Source organism: Kocuria sp. CNJ-770 (assembly GCF_001942375.1).
Classification (GTDB): Bacteria; Actinomycetota; Actinomycetes; order Actinomycetales; family Micrococcaceae; genus Kocuria; species Kocuria oceani.
Genome location: NZ_MKJW01000166.1, coordinates 1 through 18,331, shown reverse-complemented (window position 1 = coordinate 18,331; position 18,331 = coordinate 1). Strand labels below are relative to the sequence as shown.

17 protein-coding genes and 1 pseudogene are annotated in these 18,331 nt (G+C 74.7%); 10 read left to right on the top strand and 8 right to left on the bottom strand.

Annotation, left to right across the window (positions count from 1 at the left end; translation table 11 throughout):
• Positions 1–14 precede the first annotated feature (14 nt).
• Together BJF77_RS18950 and BJF77_RS18945 are read right to left on the bottom strand one after the other, a co-directional pair.
• The gene (locus BJF77_RS18950) at positions 15–1,061 is read right to left on the bottom strand and encodes an NAD(P)-dependent alcohol dehydrogenase (protein ID WP_075873140.1); all 1,047 of its coding nucleotides are present in this window, start codon (positions 1,059–1,061) and stop codon (positions 15–17) included.
• Between the two features lie 71 nt (positions 1,062–1,132).
• Entirely contained in the window at positions 1,133–2,125 is a 993-nt protein-coding gene (locus BJF77_RS18945; RefSeq protein WP_075873139.1) for an LLM class flavin-dependent oxidoreductase, read from the bottom strand.
• Between the two features lie 135 nt (positions 2,126–2,260).
• Here BJF77_RS18945 and BJF77_RS18940 point away from each other — a divergent pair, with 135 nt between their 5' ends.
• The gene (locus BJF77_RS18940; protein WP_075873138.1) at positions 2,261–2,977 is read left to right on the top strand and encodes an HAD family phosphatase; all 717 of its coding nucleotides are present in this window, start codon (positions 2,261–2,263) and stop codon (positions 2,975–2,977) included.
• A 34-nt stretch (positions 2,978–3,011) separates the two neighbouring features.
• Here BJF77_RS18940 and BJF77_RS18935 read toward each other — a convergent pair whose 3' ends face one another.
• Together BJF77_RS18935 and BJF77_RS18930 are read right to left on the bottom strand one after the other, a co-directional pair.
• The gene (locus BJF77_RS18935; RefSeq protein ID WP_075873137.1) at positions 3,012–3,857 is read right to left on the bottom strand and encodes a CoA ester lyase; all 846 of its coding nucleotides are present in this window, start codon (positions 3,855–3,857) and stop codon (positions 3,012–3,014) included.
• A 120-nt stretch (positions 3,858–3,977) separates the two neighbouring features.
• Positions 3,978–5,056, bottom strand: a pseudogene (locus BJF77_RS18930) (glutathione S-transferase family protein).
• 184 nt (positions 5,057–5,240) lie between these two features.
• Between BJF77_RS18930 and BJF77_RS18925 the strand changes: the two are divergent.
• The 3 genes from BJF77_RS18925 to BJF77_RS18915 are packed head-to-tail and all read left to right on the top strand — an operon-like array spanning position 5,241 to position 6,381.
• The gene (locus BJF77_RS18925; protein ID WP_075873136.1) at positions 5,241–5,696 is read left to right on the top strand and encodes a hypothetical protein; all 456 of its coding nucleotides are present in this window, start codon (positions 5,241–5,243) and stop codon (positions 5,694–5,696) included.
• Positions 5,675–5,917 (top strand): hypothetical protein, encoded by a 243-nt coding sequence (locus tag BJF77_RS18920; RefSeq protein WP_075873135.1) that lies wholly within the window; start codon positions 5,675–5,677, stop codon positions 5,915–5,917. The genes BJF77_RS18925 and BJF77_RS18920 overlap by 22 nt, the downstream gene beginning before the upstream one ends.
• Positions 5,918–5,976: 59 nt before the next feature.
• Positions 5,977–6,381 carry a MarR family winged helix-turn-helix transcriptional regulator gene (locus BJF77_RS18915; protein WP_255396369.1) on the top strand — a complete coding sequence of 135 codons (405 nt, stop codon included), beginning with the start codon at positions 5,977–5,979 and terminating at the stop codon, positions 6,379–6,381.
• A 482-nt stretch (positions 6,382–6,863) separates the two neighbouring features.
• Here BJF77_RS18915 and BJF77_RS18910 read toward each other — a convergent pair whose 3' ends face one another.
• A complete protein-coding gene (locus tag BJF77_RS18910) occupies positions 6,864–7,751 on the bottom strand; it encodes a LysR substrate-binding domain-containing protein (protein ID WP_047804479.1) in 888 nt (295 codons plus the stop codon).
• Between the two features lie 178 nt (positions 7,752–7,929).
• On the opposite strand from BJF77_RS18910, the gene BJF77_RS18905 reads away from it, so the two are divergent.
• The gene (locus tag BJF77_RS18905) at positions 7,930–8,544 is read left to right on the top strand and encodes a flavin reductase family protein (protein ID WP_047804480.1); all 615 of its coding nucleotides are present in this window, start codon (positions 7,930–7,932) and stop codon (positions 8,542–8,544) included.
• A 10-nt stretch (positions 8,545–8,554) separates the two neighbouring features.
• Here BJF77_RS18905 and BJF77_RS18900 read toward each other — a convergent pair whose 3' ends face one another.
• Positions 8,555–10,261: a long-chain-fatty-acid--CoA ligase gene (locus tag BJF77_RS18900; RefSeq protein WP_075873134.1), complete on the bottom strand. Its 1,707-nt coding sequence runs from the start codon at positions 10,259–10,261 to the stop codon at positions 8,555–8,557.
• Between the two features lie 74 nt (positions 10,262–10,335).
• On the opposite strand from BJF77_RS18900, the gene BJF77_RS18895 reads away from it, so the two are divergent.
• The 5 genes from BJF77_RS18895 to BJF77_RS22410 all read left to right on the top strand — a co-directional run bounded on the left by BJF77_RS18895 (position 10,336) and on the right by BJF77_RS22410 (position 15,452).
• Positions 10,336–11,358, top strand: coding sequence for a hypothetical protein (locus tag BJF77_RS18895; RefSeq protein ID WP_139318665.1), 1,023 nt, complete (start codon positions 10,336–10,338; stop codon positions 11,356–11,358).
• A gap of 136 nt (positions 11,359–11,494) precedes the next feature.
• The gene (locus BJF77_RS18890; protein ID WP_047804482.1) at positions 11,495–12,211 is read left to right on the top strand and encodes a LuxR C-terminal-related transcriptional regulator; all 717 of its coding nucleotides are present in this window, start codon (positions 11,495–11,497) and stop codon (positions 12,209–12,211) included.
• Positions 12,212–12,244: 33 nt separating this feature from the next.
• A complete protein-coding gene (locus tag BJF77_RS18885; RefSeq protein ID WP_053005047.1) occupies positions 12,245–13,540 on the top strand; it encodes a sensor histidine kinase in 1,296 nt (431 codons plus the stop codon).
• Positions 13,537–14,550, top strand: a complete 1,014-nt coding sequence (locus BJF77_RS18880) for a hypothetical protein (protein WP_075873132.1) — start codon at positions 13,537–13,539, stop codon at positions 14,548–14,550. Before BJF77_RS18885 ends, BJF77_RS18880 begins: the two co-directional genes overlap by 4 nt.
• Positions 14,551–14,678: 128 nt before the next feature.
• Positions 14,679–15,452: a DNA-3-methyladenine glycosylase I gene (locus BJF77_RS22410; protein ID WP_083665273.1), complete on the top strand. Its 774-nt coding sequence runs from the start codon at positions 14,679–14,681 to the stop codon at positions 15,450–15,452.
• Here the strand turns inward: BJF77_RS22410 and BJF77_RS18870 are convergent.
• The gene (locus BJF77_RS18870) at positions 15,418–16,647 is read right to left on the bottom strand and encodes an aminotransferase class I/II-fold pyridoxal phosphate-dependent enzyme (protein ID WP_075873131.1); all 1,230 of its coding nucleotides are present in this window, start codon (positions 16,645–16,647) and stop codon (positions 15,418–15,420) included. The two genes, BJF77_RS22410 and BJF77_RS18870, sit on opposite strands and share 35 nt — an antisense overlap.
• A gap of 487 nt (positions 16,648–17,134) precedes the next feature.
• The coding region (locus BJF77_RS18865; protein WP_255396368.1) for a dihydrolipoamide acetyltransferase family protein at positions 17,135–18,331 on the bottom strand (1,197 nt) is incomplete at its 5' end.

Here is an 18,331-nt window from a genome sequence, read left to right as displayed (position 1 = left end):
GATGATCCCGGCCGCTACGCCAGGGTGCGGGCGACGTCGACGACGAAGCGGTACCGCACGTCCGAGGCGACCACCCGGTCGTAGGCGGCGTCGACCTCGTCGGCGCCGATCAGCTCGATCTCCGCCTCGACGCCGTGCTCGGCGCAGAACTCGAGCATCTCCCGGTGCTCGGGGATGCCGCCGACCATCGACCCGGTGAGCACGCGCTGCGGGGCGATGAGCGCGCCGGGGCGGACGCTGTACGGCTCGGTGGGCAGTCCCACGGAGCACAGCACGCCGTTGACCCGCAGCAGGGACAGGTAGTCCTCGATGGGCAGGTCCGCGGAGACGGTGTTGATGATCAGGTCGAAGCGGCCCCGGTTGCGCTCGAACGTCTCCGGGTCCTTCGTGGCGAAGTAGTCGGTGGCCCCGAAGGCGAGCCCGTCCTCCTGCTTGGACAGGCTCTGGCTCAGGACGGTGACCTCGGCGCCCATGGCCGCGGCGATCTTCACCGCCACGTGGCCCAGCCCGCCCATGCCCACGACCGCGACCTTGCTCCCGGGGCCGGCGCCCCAGCGCTTGAGCGGGGCGTAGGTCGTGATCCCGGCGCACAGCAGCGGGGCGGCCTTCGCGGGGTCCAGGGCCTCGGGCACGCGCAGCACGAAGCGCTCGTCGACGACGATGCCCGCGCTGTAGCCGCCGCGCGTGGCGCTCCCGTCGGGCAGCGCGGTGTTGTAGGTGGCCACGACGCCCTCGGCGCAGAACTGCTCGAGGCCCTGGGTGCACTGCTCGCAGCGCCCGCAGGAGTCGACGAAGCAGCCGACGCCGACGGTGTCACCGGCCGTGAAGCCGGTGACCTGCTCCCCCACCGCGCGCACGCGGCCCACGATCTCGTGGCCGGGGGTGACGGGGTACCGGGCGCCGCCCCACTCGTCGCGCACGGTGTGGATGTCGGAGTGGCAGATCCCGGCGTAGTCGATCTCGATCTCGACGTCGTGGGCGCCGACCGGGCGGCGCTCGATCGTGGTGCGGCGGAAGCCGGAGTCGGCGGAGACGGCCTCGAGGGCGGGGAACGTGGTCATGGGGTGCTCCTGTCGTGGGACGGGTCGTGCGGAACGTCGTGGGGGTGCGGTGCGGGCTGTCGCGCAGGCGCCTACCAGGCGCGGGCCACCAGCTCGTAGGAGCGGGCGCGCACCTCGGGGTCGTGAGCATAGCTGTTGAGCATCAGCTCGTCGGCGCGGGTGATCTCGACGATCTGCTCGAGGTCGGCGACGACCCGGTCGGGCGTGCCGACCGCTGAGACGGCCAGGTGCTCCTCGACCATGCTCGCCTCCGCCGCGGTCAGCTCCACGCGCCCGGTGGGCGGCTGCAGCGGGCGCCGGTCGTTGCGGGCGATCCCGCGCACGAGCAGCTGGTGGGTGCTGAACTGCCGGCGCGCCTCCTCGTCGGTGTCCGCGGCCAGGACGTTCGCCGCGACCACCACGTACGGGCGCTCCACCGTGGCGGTCGGGGCGTCCGCGTCGAAGCGCTGCCGGTAGAGGGCGATCGCGTCCATGATCATGGCGGGGGCGAAGTGCGAGGCGAACGCGTAGGGCAGGCCGAGCCGGGCGGCGACCTCGGCGCCGCCCGTGGAGGAGCCGAGGATCCACAGGGGCACTCCCGTGCCCCGGGCCACGGGCGCCCGCACGACCTCCTGCTCCTGGCCGCCGAACAGCCGCACCAGCCGGCGGACGTCGGACTCGAAGGTGTCGTGGCCGGCGTGCCCGCGCCGCAGCTCGAGCGCGGTGCGCATGTCGGTGCCCGGCGCCCGGCCCAGGCCCAGCTCCACCCGGCCCGGGTAGAGGTTGGCGAGCGTGCCGAAGGCCTCGGCCACGGTCAGCGGGACGTGGTTGGGGAGCATGATCCCGCCCGAGCCCACCTGGATGCGGTCGGTGGCGGCCAGGGCCTGGCCGATCAGCACCGCCGTGGCGGAGGAGGCGAACGCCTCCGTGTTGTGGTGCTCGGCGTACCACAGGCGCCGGTAGCCGGACGCGTCGAGCCGGCGGGCGAGGTCCACGGCCTCCCGGAGGGCGTCCGCGGTGGTGCGCCCCTCGGACAGGGGCACGAGGTCGAGGGCGGACAGCGGGACGCGGGGCGGGGTGGGCAAGGGCGGCTTCTTCCGTCGGGGAGGGGCACGAAGGGGTCCGCTGGCGGCAACACCCCGGGTCGGGGCGCTTATTCCGGGCCGTTGTCCTCCTCACATCCCGGCGACGGCCCGGTCCCGGTGAGGCACGATGGGACCATGACGACTTCCCCGCACCCGACCACCTCGCCGTCCCCGGCCCAGCCCGGGCCGCCCGCGCCCGCCGCGGACTGGTCGCCGGCGTGCGTGGTCTTCGACTGCGACGGGATCCTGATGGACACGGAGGCCAACTGGGCCCGCGTCCAGCGCGCCGTGGCGCAGCGCCACGGGCTGGCGTACACCGACGCGATGGAGCGCGCCATGATGGGCTGGTCCGCGGCGGACGTGGCCACGGCGATCGCGGACGCCGCCGGCGCCGATCGTGCCCTGGTCCACGCCGACGTGCTGCGCACCGAGGAGCAGACCCTGACCGGGCAGATCGTCCCCCTGCCGGGGGCGCTGGAGACCGTGCGGGAGTTCGCGGAGCGGCTGCCGGTGGCCGTGGCCAGCAACTCCACGCGCACGATCCTCGGGGTGAAGCTGGAGCAGGCGGGCTTCGCCCCGCACCTCGCCACGTGGGTCTCCTCGGAGGACGTGGCGCGCGGCAAACCGGCCCCGGACATCTACGCCGAGGCCGTGCGGCGGCTGGGCTTCGCCCCGGCGGAGGCGCTGGCCGTGGAGGACTCCGTGGTGGGTGCGACCTCGGCCGTGGCGGCGGGGCTGGTGGTCGTGGCCGTGCCCTCGGTCCCGGACGGGGACCCCGTGCCCGCACACCACCGGGTGGTGTCGCTGACGGACCCGGCGTTCCGGTCGCTCGTGGCCCGCTGGCTGGGCTGAGCGGGACGCCGGCCCGGCGTCCCGCCCGGCCGGCTCAGCGGTTCCAGATGCCGTAGGTCTGGGCCAGCTCGGAGACCTTGCGCGCCCGGGCCAGGCGGGGCAGGTAGCTGCCGTCGCCCACGACGTGCCCGGAGTCGTGCTGCGTGATGAGCTCGCGCGCCCAGGTGATCTCCTGCTCGCTCGGGGCGAGGTTGCGGTTGATCCCGTCCGTCTGCTCCGGGTCCAGGCACAGCTTGCCCGTCATGCCCATCGACTGGGTCACGGCGCACGCCTGCGCGAGCTCCTCCCCGGAGGCGCCGAGGGTCGGCCCGTCGATGGGGCCGGGCAGCTCGCCCACGCGCGAGGCCACCACGAGGCTCGAGCGCGCGAAGGCCAGGGCCATCGGGTCCGCGCTGACGCCGGTGTCCCGGCGGAAGTCGCCGACCCCGAACGCGAGCCGGAACACGCCCGGCGCGCGCGCGATGTCGTTGGCGTTCATGATGCCCACCGCGGACTCGATCAGCGCCACCACCGGCGTGCCGGCGGGCGCCATCATGGCGGCCTTGGTGATGTGGTCGGGGTGCTCCGTCTTGGCGAGCATGATCCCCCGCAGGCGTCCCACCCGGCTCAGCGCGGCCAGGTCCTGCTCCCAGTACGGCGTGGTGATGTCGTTGATCCGCACCCAGGCGCTCGCGCCGGCCTCCAGGGCCTCCACGACGTTGCGCCGGGCCTGGTCCTTGCCGTCGGCCGGGATCGCGTCCTCGATGTCGAAGACGACCGAGTCGGCCTCGGACGCGAGCGCCGTCGGGAAGGCGGACGGGTCGGCGGCGGAGGTGAGCAGCCACGAGCGGGACAGGCGGGCCGGCAGCGCGGCGGCGCGCTGGTTGCGGTAGGGGGCCACGGGAGGTCCTTTCCGGGACGAGGGGCGGAGGGCGGAGGGCCCGGCGGTCCGCCTCCTGGCGCGCGGACCCGGACCGCACCAGCTGACCAGTCTAGGCGGCGCGCCGCGGCGGGGCGCCGCTCAGACGGCCAGCGGGGTGTGACGTCGGTCAACCCGCTCCTCGGGCCGGACGGGGCCCGGCGCCGTCCCCTCCCCGAAGGGCGAGCCGCCGAGGGCCTCCCGGCCGTGCGCGGAGACCCAGTTCCGCAGGTCGGGCCCGACCGGCACGATCTGGGACGGGTTGATGTCCTCGTGGACGATGTAGTAGTGCTCCTTGACCTGCTGGAAGTCCACGGTATCCCCGAAGCCGGGGGTCTGGAAGAGGTCCCGGGCGTAGCCCCACAGGTGCGGCATCTCGGTGAGCTTGTTCCGCGAGCACTTGAAGTGGGAGTGGTAGACCGGGTCGAAGCGCACGAGGGTGGTGAACAGCCGCACGTCGGCCTCGGTGATGTGCTCGCCCATGAGGTAGCGGCGGGTGGCGAGGCGCTCCTCGAGCCAGTCCAGCGCCGCCCACAGCCGCTCGTAGGCCTTCTCGTAGGCCTGCTGGGAGCCCGCGAAGCCACACCGGTACACGCCGTTGTTGACCTCGGTGTAGACGCGCCGCATGACCTGCCGCATCTCGTCCTCGAGCCCGGCCGGCCAGAGGTCCGGGGCGCCCTCCCGGTGGAAGGCGGTCCACTCCTTGGCGAGGTCCTCGGTGAGCTGGGCGAAGTCGTTGGTCACCACCTTCCCGCTCGCGACCTCCACGACGGCCGGCACGGTGATGCCCCGCGGGTAGTCCGGATAGCGGGCGAGATACGCCTCCTGGAGCCGCTCGATGCCCAGGACGGGGTCCCGGCCGTCCGGGTCGAGGTCGAAGGTCCAGGACCGGGCGTCGTGCACCGGACCGGGCAGTCCGACCGGGAGGCGTCCTCCAGCCCCAGCAGACGGCGCACGATCAGGGTGCGGTTGGCCCAGGGGCAGGCCCGGGCGGCGACGAGCCGGTAGCGCCCGGCCTCCACCGGCCAGGCCCGGGCCCCCTCGCTCAGCCGGGCGCGCTCCGGGTCGCGCACGATCCGGTCCTCGATGTAGGTGGTGTCCCGGGTGAACTCCTCCCCCGGGTGCACGTAGGCGCCGGCGGTGCTGTGCTCGTCGGACTGGCGGGTGCTGCGTGGGGACATGCTGGCTCCTCGGGGCTGCGCTGCCGGACGGTGGGTCACCGGCGGGCCGGTGAGGGAGCGGCCACTGGGCCGCCCCCGGTTTTGATGATACGTCAATGATGTGCTCGGGTACCAGCCCCGGTTCCGTCGGGGGTGAGGTCTACAGTAGAGCCGTCCAGCACCCCTCCACCACGGGACCCCGCCCATGAGCAGCCACGGCCACGAGCCCGAGTACGGGCAGCGCATCCCTCACCGGGACCTCCCGGCGCCCGCACCGGCGCCGCGGCCCTCCCCGGCCTCACCGCGGGCGACCCGCCGGATGGCCCGCGGCCTCTCGTTCACGCTGATCATGCTGGGCGTCCTGCTGGGTGCCGGGCTCGCCGCACAGGAGGTGGTCTGGGGCTGGGTCGTCGGCGCACTGCTGGCCGCACCCGGGGCCGCCGGGTTCGTCGCCGTCCAGGCCCAGCTGCACCCTGCTCTGCGGGACCCCGCGGTGCCGCCGCTGCGGAGCCGCTCGAGGTGGTGGCTGGTCCCCGCAGCCCTGCTGCTGCTCGGCCTGCTCCCCCTCGCCGGGCGTTCGCGGTGGGGCCCGCCCTCGAGGGCACCGCACGCGCCGACCTGGTCGACGAGTACGTCAGCGTGCTGGTCGTCGCCGGCATGACACTGGTGGTCTCGGCAGCCCTGGGCTTCGGTCTGGTCGCCATGGCGACGTTCACCCGTCCCGACGACGACGACTCCCCGCTGCGCCCCACCGGCTACGCCGAGCGCCTGCGGCGGACCGACCCCCGGGAGCACTACGACTCGGACTGGATACGGCGCGGCCGAGGACCCCGGCACGGCCCCGACGGCGGCCCCTCACCCGGCGGACCGCCCCGCGTTTGACTTTAGTTGACGCGTCAATATAAGCTGGGAGGTCCTGCCCCGCACGAGAGGATCCCCGCATGAACACCCCGGAGCCCGCCGAGGTCAACTGGCTGACCGCCGAGGAGCAGTGCGCCTGGCGGAGCTTCCTCGCACTGAGCCGTGGCATGCAGACCGCGATCGACCGCCAGCTGTCCCGGGACAGCGCGCTGTCCGGCTCGGAGTACGAGGTCCTCGTGCCGCTCTCCGAGAGCGGCACCGGGGTGATCCGGTCCCGGGACCTCATGCACGCGCTCGGCTGGGAGCGCAGCCGGCTGTCCCACCTGCTCTCGCGGATGGCCCGCCGCGGCCTGCTCGAGCGCCTGCCGTGCGACAGCGACGCCCGGGCCTCGACGTGCGGATCACCCCGGAGGGCCGCCGCGCCATCGAGGCCGCCGCCCCCGGCCACCTCGAAATGGTGCGCGCGGCGTTCGTCGACCACCTGACCCAGGAGGAGATGGACACCCTGCGCCGGGTCTCGGGCAAGGTCATCCCCCGGCTCGAGGAGCTGGGGCTGTGCTGACGCCGGCCGTCTGACCCGCTCGGGTCCCTCCCGGGCGGACCCGTGCGGGCGGGGGCGCCCGGACGCGGCGAGGACAAGGGACAGGCCCTGCCGCATGGGGGGATCGGCAGGGCCTGTCGGGCATCCCTATCGGGGGGAACGGGACGCCGGTCATCGGCAGGAACCATCCGGGCGCCGATGGGGGGATCGCGCCCGGGCCATCGCCGACGACAGATTCACTTTAGACTGAGTGATCTGCATGGGCAAGCCACCTCCGGGGCGCGTCCGGAATACAGACCGGGTGCCGCGAGGGCGTCCTCCCGGTTGCCGCTGCGCCCCGGTTCCCGGCGCCGGTCGGGGCGGAGGAGCCGTGCCGGACGACGGACGACGGGCCAGCGACGGCCGGCCGACGCGGCGACGGGCGGCCTACGGGTCGGCCACGGGCCCGAGGTCGGCGACGAGGTCGAGGAAGCGGTGCAGCAGCGCGGACCGGTCCTCGCGCCGCCACGCGACGGCCAGCTCGAGCTCCGGGGCGTGCTCGATCCCGCGGTACTCGACGCCCGCCAGCTGCACGGCACGCGCTCCGGCGGGCACCACGGCCACGCCGCCGCCGGCGGCCACGAAGGACAGCAGCGCGGACGTCCCGCTCGCCACGCGGACGATCCGGGGCTGGAACCCGGCCTGGCGGCAGAGGTCCGCGCCGGCCCGGTAGAGCACGGAGTCCGGCGGGCAGGCCACGAAGTCCTGGTCCTGCAGCTCGTGCACGGCCACGGGGCCGTCCTCGTCCAGCGCACCGCCGGAGGGCACCGCGACCACGAGCGGTTCGCGGGCGACGACCCGGTGCTCGAGCTCCGGGGAGGCCACCGGGGGGCGGAGCAGCGCGGCGTCCAGCGTGTGCCCGCGGAGCCCCTCCTCCATGGCGGGGGTCAGCATCTCCCCGTGCAGCGCCAGGGAGAGCCCCGGCAGCACCTGCGCGGCCCGCCGCACCAGGCCGGGCATCGTCCCGTAGGTGGCGGAGCCGCAGAAGCCGACCCGCAGCACCCCCGTGGTGCCCTGGCCCACCTGGTGGACGTCGGCCTCGAGGGCCTCGAGCTCCCCGACGATCCGGCGGCCCCGGTCGAGCAGCACCTGACCGGCGGCGGTGAGGTCCACCCGGCGGGTGGTGCGGTCCAGGAGGCGCACCCCGAGCTGCTCCTCGAGCTGACGGATCTGCTGGGACAGTGGCGGCTGGGCCATGTGCAGGCGCTTGGCGGCCCGGCCGAAGTGCCGCTCCTCGGCCACGGCGATGAAGTAGTTGAGCTGCCGGAGCTCCATCGTGGACGGCCGTCCTTCCGCTCGTTCCGCGGGATCGTCGTCGACCCCGGGCACCTGTTCCCCCGCAGACTACCCGGGGAGGACGCCGCGGTGACAGCGCCCGGGGCCACGTCCGGCTCGCCGGTCCCGGCTCGGCGGTGTCCGTGACCGGGGCGAGCCGGGGTGGTGGAATGGGCGCATGCGCACCGACATCCCCGCCGACCGGCACGGCTCCTTCGCCCGGGCGGTCAAGTCCCTGGTCGTCCCCCGCCCCATCGCGTGGATCAGCTCGCGGTCCGCGGCCGGTGTGGACAACCTCGCCCCGCACTCGTTCTTCACGGTGGCCTCCAGCACGCCCACGATCGTCCAGTTCGTCTCGGTCGGGGAGAAGGACAGCCTCCGCAACATCCGGCAGACCGGGGAGTTCGTGGTGAACTTCGCGTCCGCGGAGCTGTTCGAGCAGATCAACGCCACGGGCACCGACTACCCCCCGGAGGTCAGCGAGTTCGACGCCGTCGGGCTCACCCGCGAGCCGTCCCTGACCGTGGGTGTGCCCCGGGTGGCGGAGTCCCCCGCGGCCATCGAGTGCCGGCTGCACGCGGAGCCGATGCCGATCGGCGACTGCTTCCTCGTCTTCGGCGCGGTCACGCACGTGGCCGTGGACGAGACGGCCCTGGACGGGCGGGGTCCGCTCGTCCAGGCCCTGCAGCCGATCGCCCGGCTCGGGCGCGACGAGTGGGGAGAGCTCGGCCGGATCCGCTCGATCCGGCGCGTGCCCTACCGTGAGGCCGAACCGGAGGCCGACCTGCCCTGAGCGCCCGGCCTCAGAGCCGCACGCCCGTGCGCTCCAGCTGCCGGCGGACCTCCCGGCGCTGGACCTTGCCGAGCATCGTGCGCGGGAGCTCGTCGACGGCCACGATCCGCCGGGGCACCTTGTAACGGGTGACCTCGGCGTAGCAGTGCTCGCGCAGGGCGCCCTCGTCGAGCTCGCGGCCCGGTGCCAGGACCACGGCCGCCACGACGACCTCGGTGCCGCGCGGGTCGGTGAGCCCCACGACGGCGGCGTCCTCGACGTCCTCGTGCCGGCGCAGCGCGTTCTCCACCTCGGTGGGGGCCACGTTGAACCCGCCGGTGATGACGACCTCCTTGAGCCGGTCGACCACCCGCAGGAAGCCGGCGTCGTCGACCGTGACGATGTCCCCGGTGCGCAACCAGCCGTCCGTGCTCAGGGCCCGGGCCGTCTCGTCGGGACGCCTCCAGTACCCCTGGAAGACCTGCGGTCCCCGCACCCACAGCTCGCCCTCGTGGCCGCGGGGGACGTCCTCGAGGGTCTCCGGGTCGACGAGCCGGATGTCGGTGGAGGGGAAGGGGACGCCGATGGACCCGGCGCGGCGGGAGTCGTTGAGCGGGTTGCACGCCACGAGCGGGGAGCACTCGGTGAGCCCGTAGCCCTCGATCAGGATGCCGCCCGTGGCCTGCTCCCACCGCTCCACGAGCGGGACGGGCAGGCTCATGGCCCCGGAGACGGCCACCGAGATGCCCCGCAGGTCGGTGCGCTGCTCCTGCGCGGCGTCGAGCAGCTTCTCGTAGACCGGCGGCACGGCGGGCAGCACGGTGGGCCGGGAGCGCTTCATCGCCCCGAGGACGAGGTCGGTGCGGACGGTCGGGAACAGCACGAGCTCGGCGCCCAGGGACATCGCGAAGGTCACCCCCAGGGTCAGGCCGAAGGCGTGGAAGAGGGGCAGCACGCCGTGCACCACCTCGTGCTCGGTGGAGCCGAGCCAGTGCCGGCCCATGAGGGCGTTGGACTCGAGGTTGCGGTGGGTGAGCATCGCCCCCTTGGGCAGTCCGGTGGTGCCGGAGGTGTACTGCAGCAGGGCGAGGTCGTGGGCGGTGGGCCGCGGGTGGTCCACGGCGATCGGGTGCGCGGCCAGCAGCTCGCGCCACCGCATCGTGCCCGGGGCCGGCCCGGTGAGCTGGGCGCGCGAAGCCCGGGCCGCGGGCAGCGGCAGGCGCAGGGCCATCCGCTGCGCGAGAGGCATGGCCGCGGTGATGTCCACGGCCACGACCGTGTCCACCGGCAGGTCGGGGCCGAGGGACCGGACCCGCTCGGCCGCACGGTCCCACACGATCGCCACGCGCGCGCCGTGGTCCTCGAACTGGTGGCGCAGCTCGTGCGCGGTGTAGAGGGGGTTGTGCTCCACGACGACGGCTCCGAGGCGCAGCACGGCGTAGAACGCCACGATGTGCTGCGGGCAGTTCGGCAGCACGAGCGCCACCCGGTCCCCGTGCCGCACGCCGAGCCGGCGCAGGCCCTCGGCCGCGCGCTCGACCTGCCGCCCGAGGTCGGCGTAGCTGGTCCGGGCCCCGAAGAACTCGAGCGCGGTCTTCCGGCCGTGCCGGGCCACCGACCGCTCGAGCATGTGCGCGAGCGAGGTCTCCGGCAGGTCCAGGTCCGCGGGGACCCCGGGGTCGTAGCTGGCGGTCCAGGGGCGGGCACGCAGGAAGTCGCGGGCGGATTCGGCAGGCATGGCCCGTACCCTACTCGGCGGTCGCCGCGGGCTCCCAGTCCCGCCGGGGGCGCCCGCCCGTAGACTTCGATGACATGACTCCCTCCTCGACACCCGGCTCGCCCTCCGCCGACGACCCGATGCCCTGGTCGGACACCGGCCCGCACGACGCCGGCGACGACGCCACGCGCCCGCTGCCGCCGGTCAGCCGGTTCCCCGCGACCGGCTCCTCCGGCCACGGCGCCGCCCCGCAGGACCGGGCGCCGGACGCCGGGTCCGGGTCAGAGTCCGGGAGCGAGGACGAGGACTGGTCGTGGTACGACGACGACACCCAGCACACCCGGCCGCTGCCGGCGGTGAGCGCCCAGCGCCCGATGCCGGAGGACCCGCCGCGGGCGCCCGAGCTGGGTCCCCGCACCGATCCGACGCCCGCGGTGGGCACCGGCGGGGCCGCGCACCCGTTCCCCGGCGGCACCGCCGGGGAGCAGCCGCCCTCCGGACACCTCTCCCCCGGCTATCCGCCCTCCGGGTACCCGGCCCCCGGTGCCGGCCCGGTGCCGGCCGACCCCGCGACCCGCTATGCCCGGCAGCGGGAGGAGTTCGGCGGCCTGCAGCTCGTCCCCGGCTTCTTCGGCTGGCTCAGCGCCCTGGCCGTGACCTGGCTGCTGCTGGCGCCGGCGGGGCTGGCCGCGGCGGCCCTGGGCTTCCGGGTCGACAGCGGCATGGGCGGGGTCGTCGACGACCTGGCCGCCGGCTCCGCGGCGGCCTGGACCGGGGCGGCGGTGCTCGGCGTCGTCGAGTTCCTCGCCTTCCTCGCCGGCGGGTACGCCGCCGGCCGGATGGCCCGCTTCTCGGGCGCCCGGCAGGGCGTGTCCGTGTGGCTGTGGTCCCTGTTCGGCCGGTCCGTGGCGACCGTGGCCGGGCTGCTGTGGGCGGACACCGTGGGCCTGGCGCCGGTCGGCGTCTCGGCGCAGGCGCTCATCGGCGACCTGCTCGTCCCGGGCCTGCTCGCCGTGGCCGCCGTCCTGCTCGTCGATCTGCTCGGGGCGGTGCTCGGCGGGATGTGGGGCATCCGCTACCACCGCCGGGTCGACCGCTGGGGGGACACGGGGAGGTAACGTTCGCACCCGGAGCCGTGTCGGGTTCGCTTCCCCCGGGACGAAGGGGGACAATCGGAGCACCTCGGTGAGATCCGTCACCCCCACGCAGAAATCTGCGGACCGGCCCACCGAGCAGCACCCGGAGGAAACACCCATGCCGTCCACCCTTGTCGCCGTCGTCGATGACCACGAGGTCGTCCGGGAGGGCGTCCGCCTCGTCTCCATGACCTCCCAGGCGGACGTGAAGCTCGTCGGATCGGCCTCCAGCGTGCCGGACCTGCTCGACCAGCTGGGCCGGGACCCCGAGAACCCGGCCCTGACCGCCCAGGGCGCGAAGCGGATCGAGTGCGAGGTCGTGCTCCTGGACCTCTCCCTGAACGACCTGTCGCGACCCGCCGCCAACGTGGAGCTGCTCCGGGCCGCGGGCATGAAGGTGCTGATCTTCAGCATCGGCGAGAACGCCGCGCTGATCCGCGAGGCGCTGCGGGCGGGGGCACTGGGACTCGTGCGCAAGTCGGACCCGCTCGAGCACGCCATCGAGGAGGCCCGCAACATCGCCGAGGGCAAGCCGGTGATCACCAAGGAGCTGGCCGCCGCGATCGACGGCGACGTCGAGTTCTCCCGGGCGAGCCTCTCCCCGCGCGAGCAGGAGACCTTGCGGCTCTACGCCTCCGGCTTCGCCCAGGTCCAGGTGGCCCGCCGGATGGGGATCAAGCAGAGCGCCGTGAAGACCAACATCGACCGGATCCGCGAGAAGTACGCGCGCGTCGGCCGCCCGGCCCCCACCAAGATCGACCTGCGCATCCGGGCGATCGAGGACGGTCTCGTGGAGCCGACCGCGGACATCACCACGGCGGAGAAGCACCTGTGAGCCGCTCCCGGCGCCGCTGAGGACCGCCGCTCCGTGAGCCACGTCGCGCCCCGGTCCCCGCTCGCCTACCGGAAGGTCCCGGCCCGGCGGCGCCGCACCAGCCTGCTGGTGCCGGCCTCGCCGCAGGAGCTGGGGATGAACTCCTACCGGCTCCTCCTGCTCGCCAACATCTGCCACGGCCTCGTGGCCGTCGCACTGTTCCTGGAGTCCCTCACCATCCTGGAGGACCAGCTGCGCTCCTTCGGGCGGTGGCACCTGGTCTTCCTGGTCGCGCTGCTGCTCAACGGGTCCGTGCTGCTCCTGCAGTCGGCCCGGCAGCGGGTCCGCACGTGGCCGATCATCGTGGCGCCGGTGCTGGTGGCGCTCGCCGTCGTCACGCTGCCGCTGGCCTGGACGGGCCAGGCACCGCCGCAGGACCCGTGGGTGGAACCGTTCATCCTGCTCGCGGCCTGCGCCACCGTGGTCGTGTGGAGCCTCGAGCTGGCCGTGGCCTACCTGACGTCCGTGACGGTCCTCTACGTCCTCGTCATGGTGCGGACCGCGGCCGTCCCGGACATCATGGACGTGCTCTTCGACGCCACGAGCCGGATCGCGTTCGGCGTGGTGCTCGTGGTGCTGATCAGCTTCGTCCTCCGGGGCGGGAGGAACGCGGACCAGGTCTACGCGGACGCGATCGCCCAGGAGCTGCAGCTCACCCGCTCCCGCTCCCAGGCCGAGGAGCAGGAGCGGCTGGATCGCCTGATCCACGACAACGTCATGGCGGCCCTGCTCGACGCCGGCCGCGCCACGGGCCCGGTCCAGCGCCGCACCCGGGAGCTCGCCCAGCGCGCCCTCGACGTCCTCGTCTTCGAGGAGCGCCGCGCCCAGGGCAAGGACACCACGATGGTGCACACGCTGCTGGACGACCTGCTGGAGTCCCTGTCCCCGTGGCGCAACCGGGTGCGCTTCAACAGCATCACGCCCTACATCCGGCCGCCCGGCGAACCGCGGCCCCTCATCCCCGTGGAGACGGCGCAGGCGCTGGTCCAGGCCATCACCGAGGCCGTCTCCAACAGCGCCCGGCACTCCGGCACCGACATCACGTTCGTGACCATGGACGGGGGGGCGTGCCCGCCCACCGCGATCAACCCGGAGGGCTTCTACCTGCGCTTCCAGGTGGTCGACCGGGGCCGGGGCTTCCAGCCGCGCAGCGTCGACTCCCGGCGGCTCGGGGTCCGCGTGTCCATCCTGGGCAGCGTGCGGCAGGTGGGCGGCGAGGTCGAGGTCGACTCCGCACCCGGGCGGGGCACCAGGGTGACGATCCTCTGGCCGCGGGACGCCCGCCCGTGATCTCCCGCGCCTTCTTCCACCCGCTGACCCTGGTGGCCGCCGCGGTCTTCTTCCTGATCCCCGTGGTGCTCGGCATCCTGCAGACCCAGAGCATGGACAAGCCGGAGCTGATGCAGGCCGCGCTCGTGACCTACGTGATCGCCGTGGCGCTGGTCGTCTACCCGTACGGGCGGCGGCGGCTGCCGGACCTGCCCACCGCTCTGGCCGTGCTGCTCATGCTGGTCTCGATCCAGCGCTCCTACGACGCCCTGGACCCGCGGGCCGAACTGTTCGGCGGGCAGTGGTTCACCCTCGGCTTCGACGGCTTCATCGTGGCCCTGGGCATCCGTCGCCGCGGCGGCTGGGGGTGGGTCACGCTGGTCATCGCCGTGGCCATCTCCATGACGTGGGGCGCCCGCTCCGCGACCGGGCTGTGGGACGCCGCGCTGAGCAACGCGGCGACCGCGGCGCTGCTGCTCGCCAGCCAGCTGATCGCCCGCGAGTACGACCGCGCCTCCATCGCCTTCGCGGAGGCCCGGGACATGGTGATCTCCGCCCGCTCCCACGACGAGGCCGAGAAGGACACCGTCAACGCCTCCGTCCAGCGGGTGCACGAGGTGCGCCGGCTGGCGGGAGGACTGCTCGAGCGCATCGCGCACGACCCCTCCCCGGTCTCCGACTACGAGATCGAGCAGTTCCGGCTCACGGAGGCGCAGCTGCGGGACTCCATCCGGGGCCGCTCCGTGGCGACCCCCTACCTGCTCGAGGTCACCCGGGCGGCGCGGGCGCGCGGCGTGCAGGTGGACATCCTGGACGAGCGGGGCAAGCCCCTGCCCACCGCCGTGCTGCGGTCCGCGACGCGCCGGTCCATGGAGGTGCTCAACGCCGCGACGTCCGGGTCGGTGACGATCCGTGCCTTCCCCGAGGGGGACCCCACCGCCGTGTTCATCGTCCACGACGGCAACGCGGGGGACGAGGAGCCCGTGGCCATCGAGATCGCCGACGTGACCGGAGAGGTCTCCCGCTTCTGAGCCGGCCCGCCGCGGGCACCGTGCCGGTTCCACTGCACCGGCCCGCCGGCTCGGGCGGACCGGCACGGACCGTCCACAACCGGGTGCCCGCCGGTCGGGACCGGCGCGGCCGCTCCTACGGTGGGCGCATGGACACCGTCTCCGCCGGGCACGGCCCCGGCCGCACCGCCGATCTCCCCGACCCCGACGGCCCCGCGCGCACCGCCGCTCCTCCTCACGACGCCGGCCGTGCCCGCACCGCTGATCCGCCGCGCACCACCGGCTCCCACGACAGCCCCGACCGTGCCCGCAGCGCCGGCTCCCACGCCGACGACGCCTTCCGGGCCGTGCTCTGCGGGGACGGCCTGCGCCGCTGCCCCTGGGCGCCCACGGGCCCGGCCGCCCTCGAGGAGCACGACCACCGCTGGGGAGCCCCGCCCGTGGACTCCCCCGGCTGGTTCGAGGCGCTCAGCCTCGAGATCTTCCAGGCGGGCCTGGCCCGGTGGAGCATCGCCCAGCGGCGGGACGGTCTCCGCCGGGCGTTCCGCGGCTTCGTCGCCGGGAACGTGGCGGAGCTGACGGAGGACGCCGTCGACGAGCTCCTGCTCGACCCGGCGATCATCCGCAACCGCGTCAAGATCGAGGCGGTGGTGCACAACGCGCGGGCGTGCGCGGGGCTCGCTCCGGCGGACTGGGCGGAGCTGGCCGGCGAGCCGCCGGCGGGCGCGCAGCCGCCCGGGACCGTGCTGGAGCTGACCCGCCGGTCCCCGGAGGCGGAGCGGCTCGCCGCCCGGCTCAAGGATCTCGGCCTGGTCTTCGTGGGCCGCACGACCGCCCACGGGTTCCTGCTGCGCACCGGGGTGCTCCCCGGTCACCTCGCGCAGTGCTTCAGGACCGGGCCTGGAACCGCAGGATCCGGGTGACGGCCTCCTCGACCTGGGCGGGTCCCGCCGCGAAGGACAGCCGGACGGTGCGGTGACCGCGCGCGGCGTCGAAGTCCAGTCCCGGCACGACCGCCACGGCCTCCGTTTCGAGCAGGCGGCGGCACCACTCCAGGGAGCTGCCGTGGCGCTCGAGCTGCTCGCCGAGGTCCGCGTAGAGGTAGAACGCCCCGTCCGCCGGAGCGCTCTCGCCCCAGCCGAGAGCGGGCAGGGCCTCCAGGAGCAGGCTCCGGGAGCGGGCGAACTGCTCCACCGCCCGGTCGGCCTCGGCATAGGCCTCCTCCGAGAACGCCTCCACGGCGGCGTACTGGGCGGCGGCCGGCGGGCAGAGGCTGAGGTTGCCCGCGAGCGCGTCGACCGGAGCCACGAGGTCCCGGGGCAGCAGGGCCCAGCCCAGCCGCCACCCGGTCATCCCCCAGTACTTGGAGAAGGAGGAGATGACCACGGCGTCGGGGTCGTGCTCCCACGCGCTGGTGCCGCGGTACGGCGCCCCGTTCCGCGGGCCGCTCCCCGTGGGGGCGGCGTGCACGATGCCGTGGTAGATCTCGTCGCTGATCAGCCGCGTCCCGTGCTCGGCGCACCATCGCGCCAGCGCCGCCAGCTCGCCGGGCTCGAGCACGGTGCCGGTCGGGTTGGCGGGACCTGCCACGACCAGGCCGTGCAGCGGGCCGTGCGCGGCGACCGCGGCGTCGAGCATCGCGGGGGTGGGCTGGAAGCGCGTCGCCGCACCGCAGTCGAGCTCGACGACCTCCGCGCCCAGCGCGGCCAGGGTGTTGCGGTAGGCCGGGTAGCCCGGGCGGCAGACGGCGACCCGGTCCCCCACGTCGAAGGCCGCGAGGAAGGTCAGGACCAGCGCTCCCGAGGCGCCCGTGGTGACGGCCACCTGCTCCGGCGCGACGTCCAGGCCGTACCACCGGGCGTAGTGCCCGGCCACGGCGCGGCGCAGCGGCTCGATGCCCAGGGCGGGGGTGTAGCCGAGTCCCTCGTTGCGGGCGTGCACGCGGGCGGCCTCGCGGGCGACGGCCTGCGGGGCGCCGCCGGAGGGTTCACCGGCGCAGAGCGAGACGACGTCCCGGCCGGCGGCGCGCAGCCGTTCGACGTCGGCGAGGATCTCCATCACCCGGAACGGCGGGACCGTGGAGCGTGCGGACGGGTGGGGCGGCGGGTGCGGCAGCATGGCCCCAGCCTACGGCCGCGGCCGGCGTCCGGGCCGGGTGCGGTCCGGGGACGACCTCCCGTCCGTGCGGCCGCCGGCGATCGGGCCGGGTGCACATCGGGGGACAGACTTTCGTCCAGGCCGGTGGCCATAATGGACGCAGTCCTGGATCCCCGAGGACCGCGCTGAGGCGGTCGTCCGGGGGCGTGGACCAGGTCGCCGGTGGCAGCACCGGGGGCCGATCGGGCAGGTCGCCACCGCGGCCGGCGTCGCACGAGTGATCCGTCGTGAATGAGATGTGTGATTGTGTCTGGGGGGATTTCAATCACGGGTCCACGAGCGCTGCGGCACCGCGCGGTCGGCGGCGACCACCTCGTTCCGCGTCCGCGTGACGCCGGGCACCCGCCCGGCGGGGAGAGCCGCAGACGTGGAGGCGCTCGTCGACGACGCAGCACACGGCCCCGCACCGACCGGTGCGGGGCCGTTGCCGTGCCGGCCGGCCCGGAGCTCAGTCCAGCAGCAGCGCGGGCTCCTCGAGGATCCGGGCGACGTCCGCGGTGAAGCGGGCGGCGAGGTCGCCGTCGACCACCCGGTGGTCGAAGGAGCCGCCCAGCGTGGTGACCCAGCGGGGCACCACGGCGCCGTCCACCACCCAGGGCTTCTGCTTGATGCTGCCGAAGGCCACGATGGCGACCTCTCCCGGGTTGATGATCGGCGTGCCGGTGTCCAGGCCGAGGGCGCCGATGTTGGTGATGGTCAGGGTCCCGTTCTGCATGTCCGCGGGCTGGGTGCGCCCGGCCCGGGCGGTGCGCGAGAGCTCGTCGAGCGCCACGGCCAGCTCGCGCAGGGACAGGTCCTGGGCGTCCTTGATGTTCGGGACCATGAGCCCGCGCGGCGTCGCGGCGGCGATGCCCAGGTTCACGAAGTGCTTGACGAGGATCTCCTCGTCCGTCCACGTGGCGTTGACCTGCGGATTGCGCGCCACGGCCCAGATGACGGCCTTGGCCAGCACCAGGAGGGGTGTGACCTTGACCCCCTCGTAGTCCGGGGCGGTCTTGAGCCGCTGGACGAACTCCATGGTGCGCGTGGCGTCGAGCTCCACGAACACCGAGGCGTGCGGGGCGCTGAACGCGCTGCGCACCATGTTCTGCGCGGTGGCCTTGCGCACGCCCTTGACGGGGATCCGATCGACCCGCTCCTCGGGGGCGGGCGGGCGGCGCCGGGTCGCGGCCTCACCGAGCCGGGCGACGTGGGCGAGGAGGTCCTGCTTGGTGATCTGCCCGGCGGCGCCGGTCGCCGGGACCTCGGCGAGGTCGACGCCCAGGTCGCGGGCGGCCTTGCGGACGGGCGGCTTCGCCAGCGCGGGACGGCGCGGGACGGCGGCCGGAACCGCGCCGGCCGGGACCGCGCCCGTCGGCACTGCGCCCGTCGGCACCGAGCCAGCCGGCACCGCATCGGCTCGGACCGCGTCGGCCCGGACTGCGCCGGCCGAGGCCGTGCCCGGCGTGCCGGCGCCGTCCGGGCGGCCGGGCCGGCGCCAGACGCCGCTGTCCCCGGCGAGCCGGGCAGCGCGATCGGCGATGCCCTGGGCGGCCGTGCCGATCCCCCCGATCCCGCCGCCGAGCCCGGTGCCCAGCGGACCGCGGCCGAGCTTCTCCGCCCATCCCGCGGGGCGGGCCGGCTCCGGAGCCGGCCCGGCGGCGGC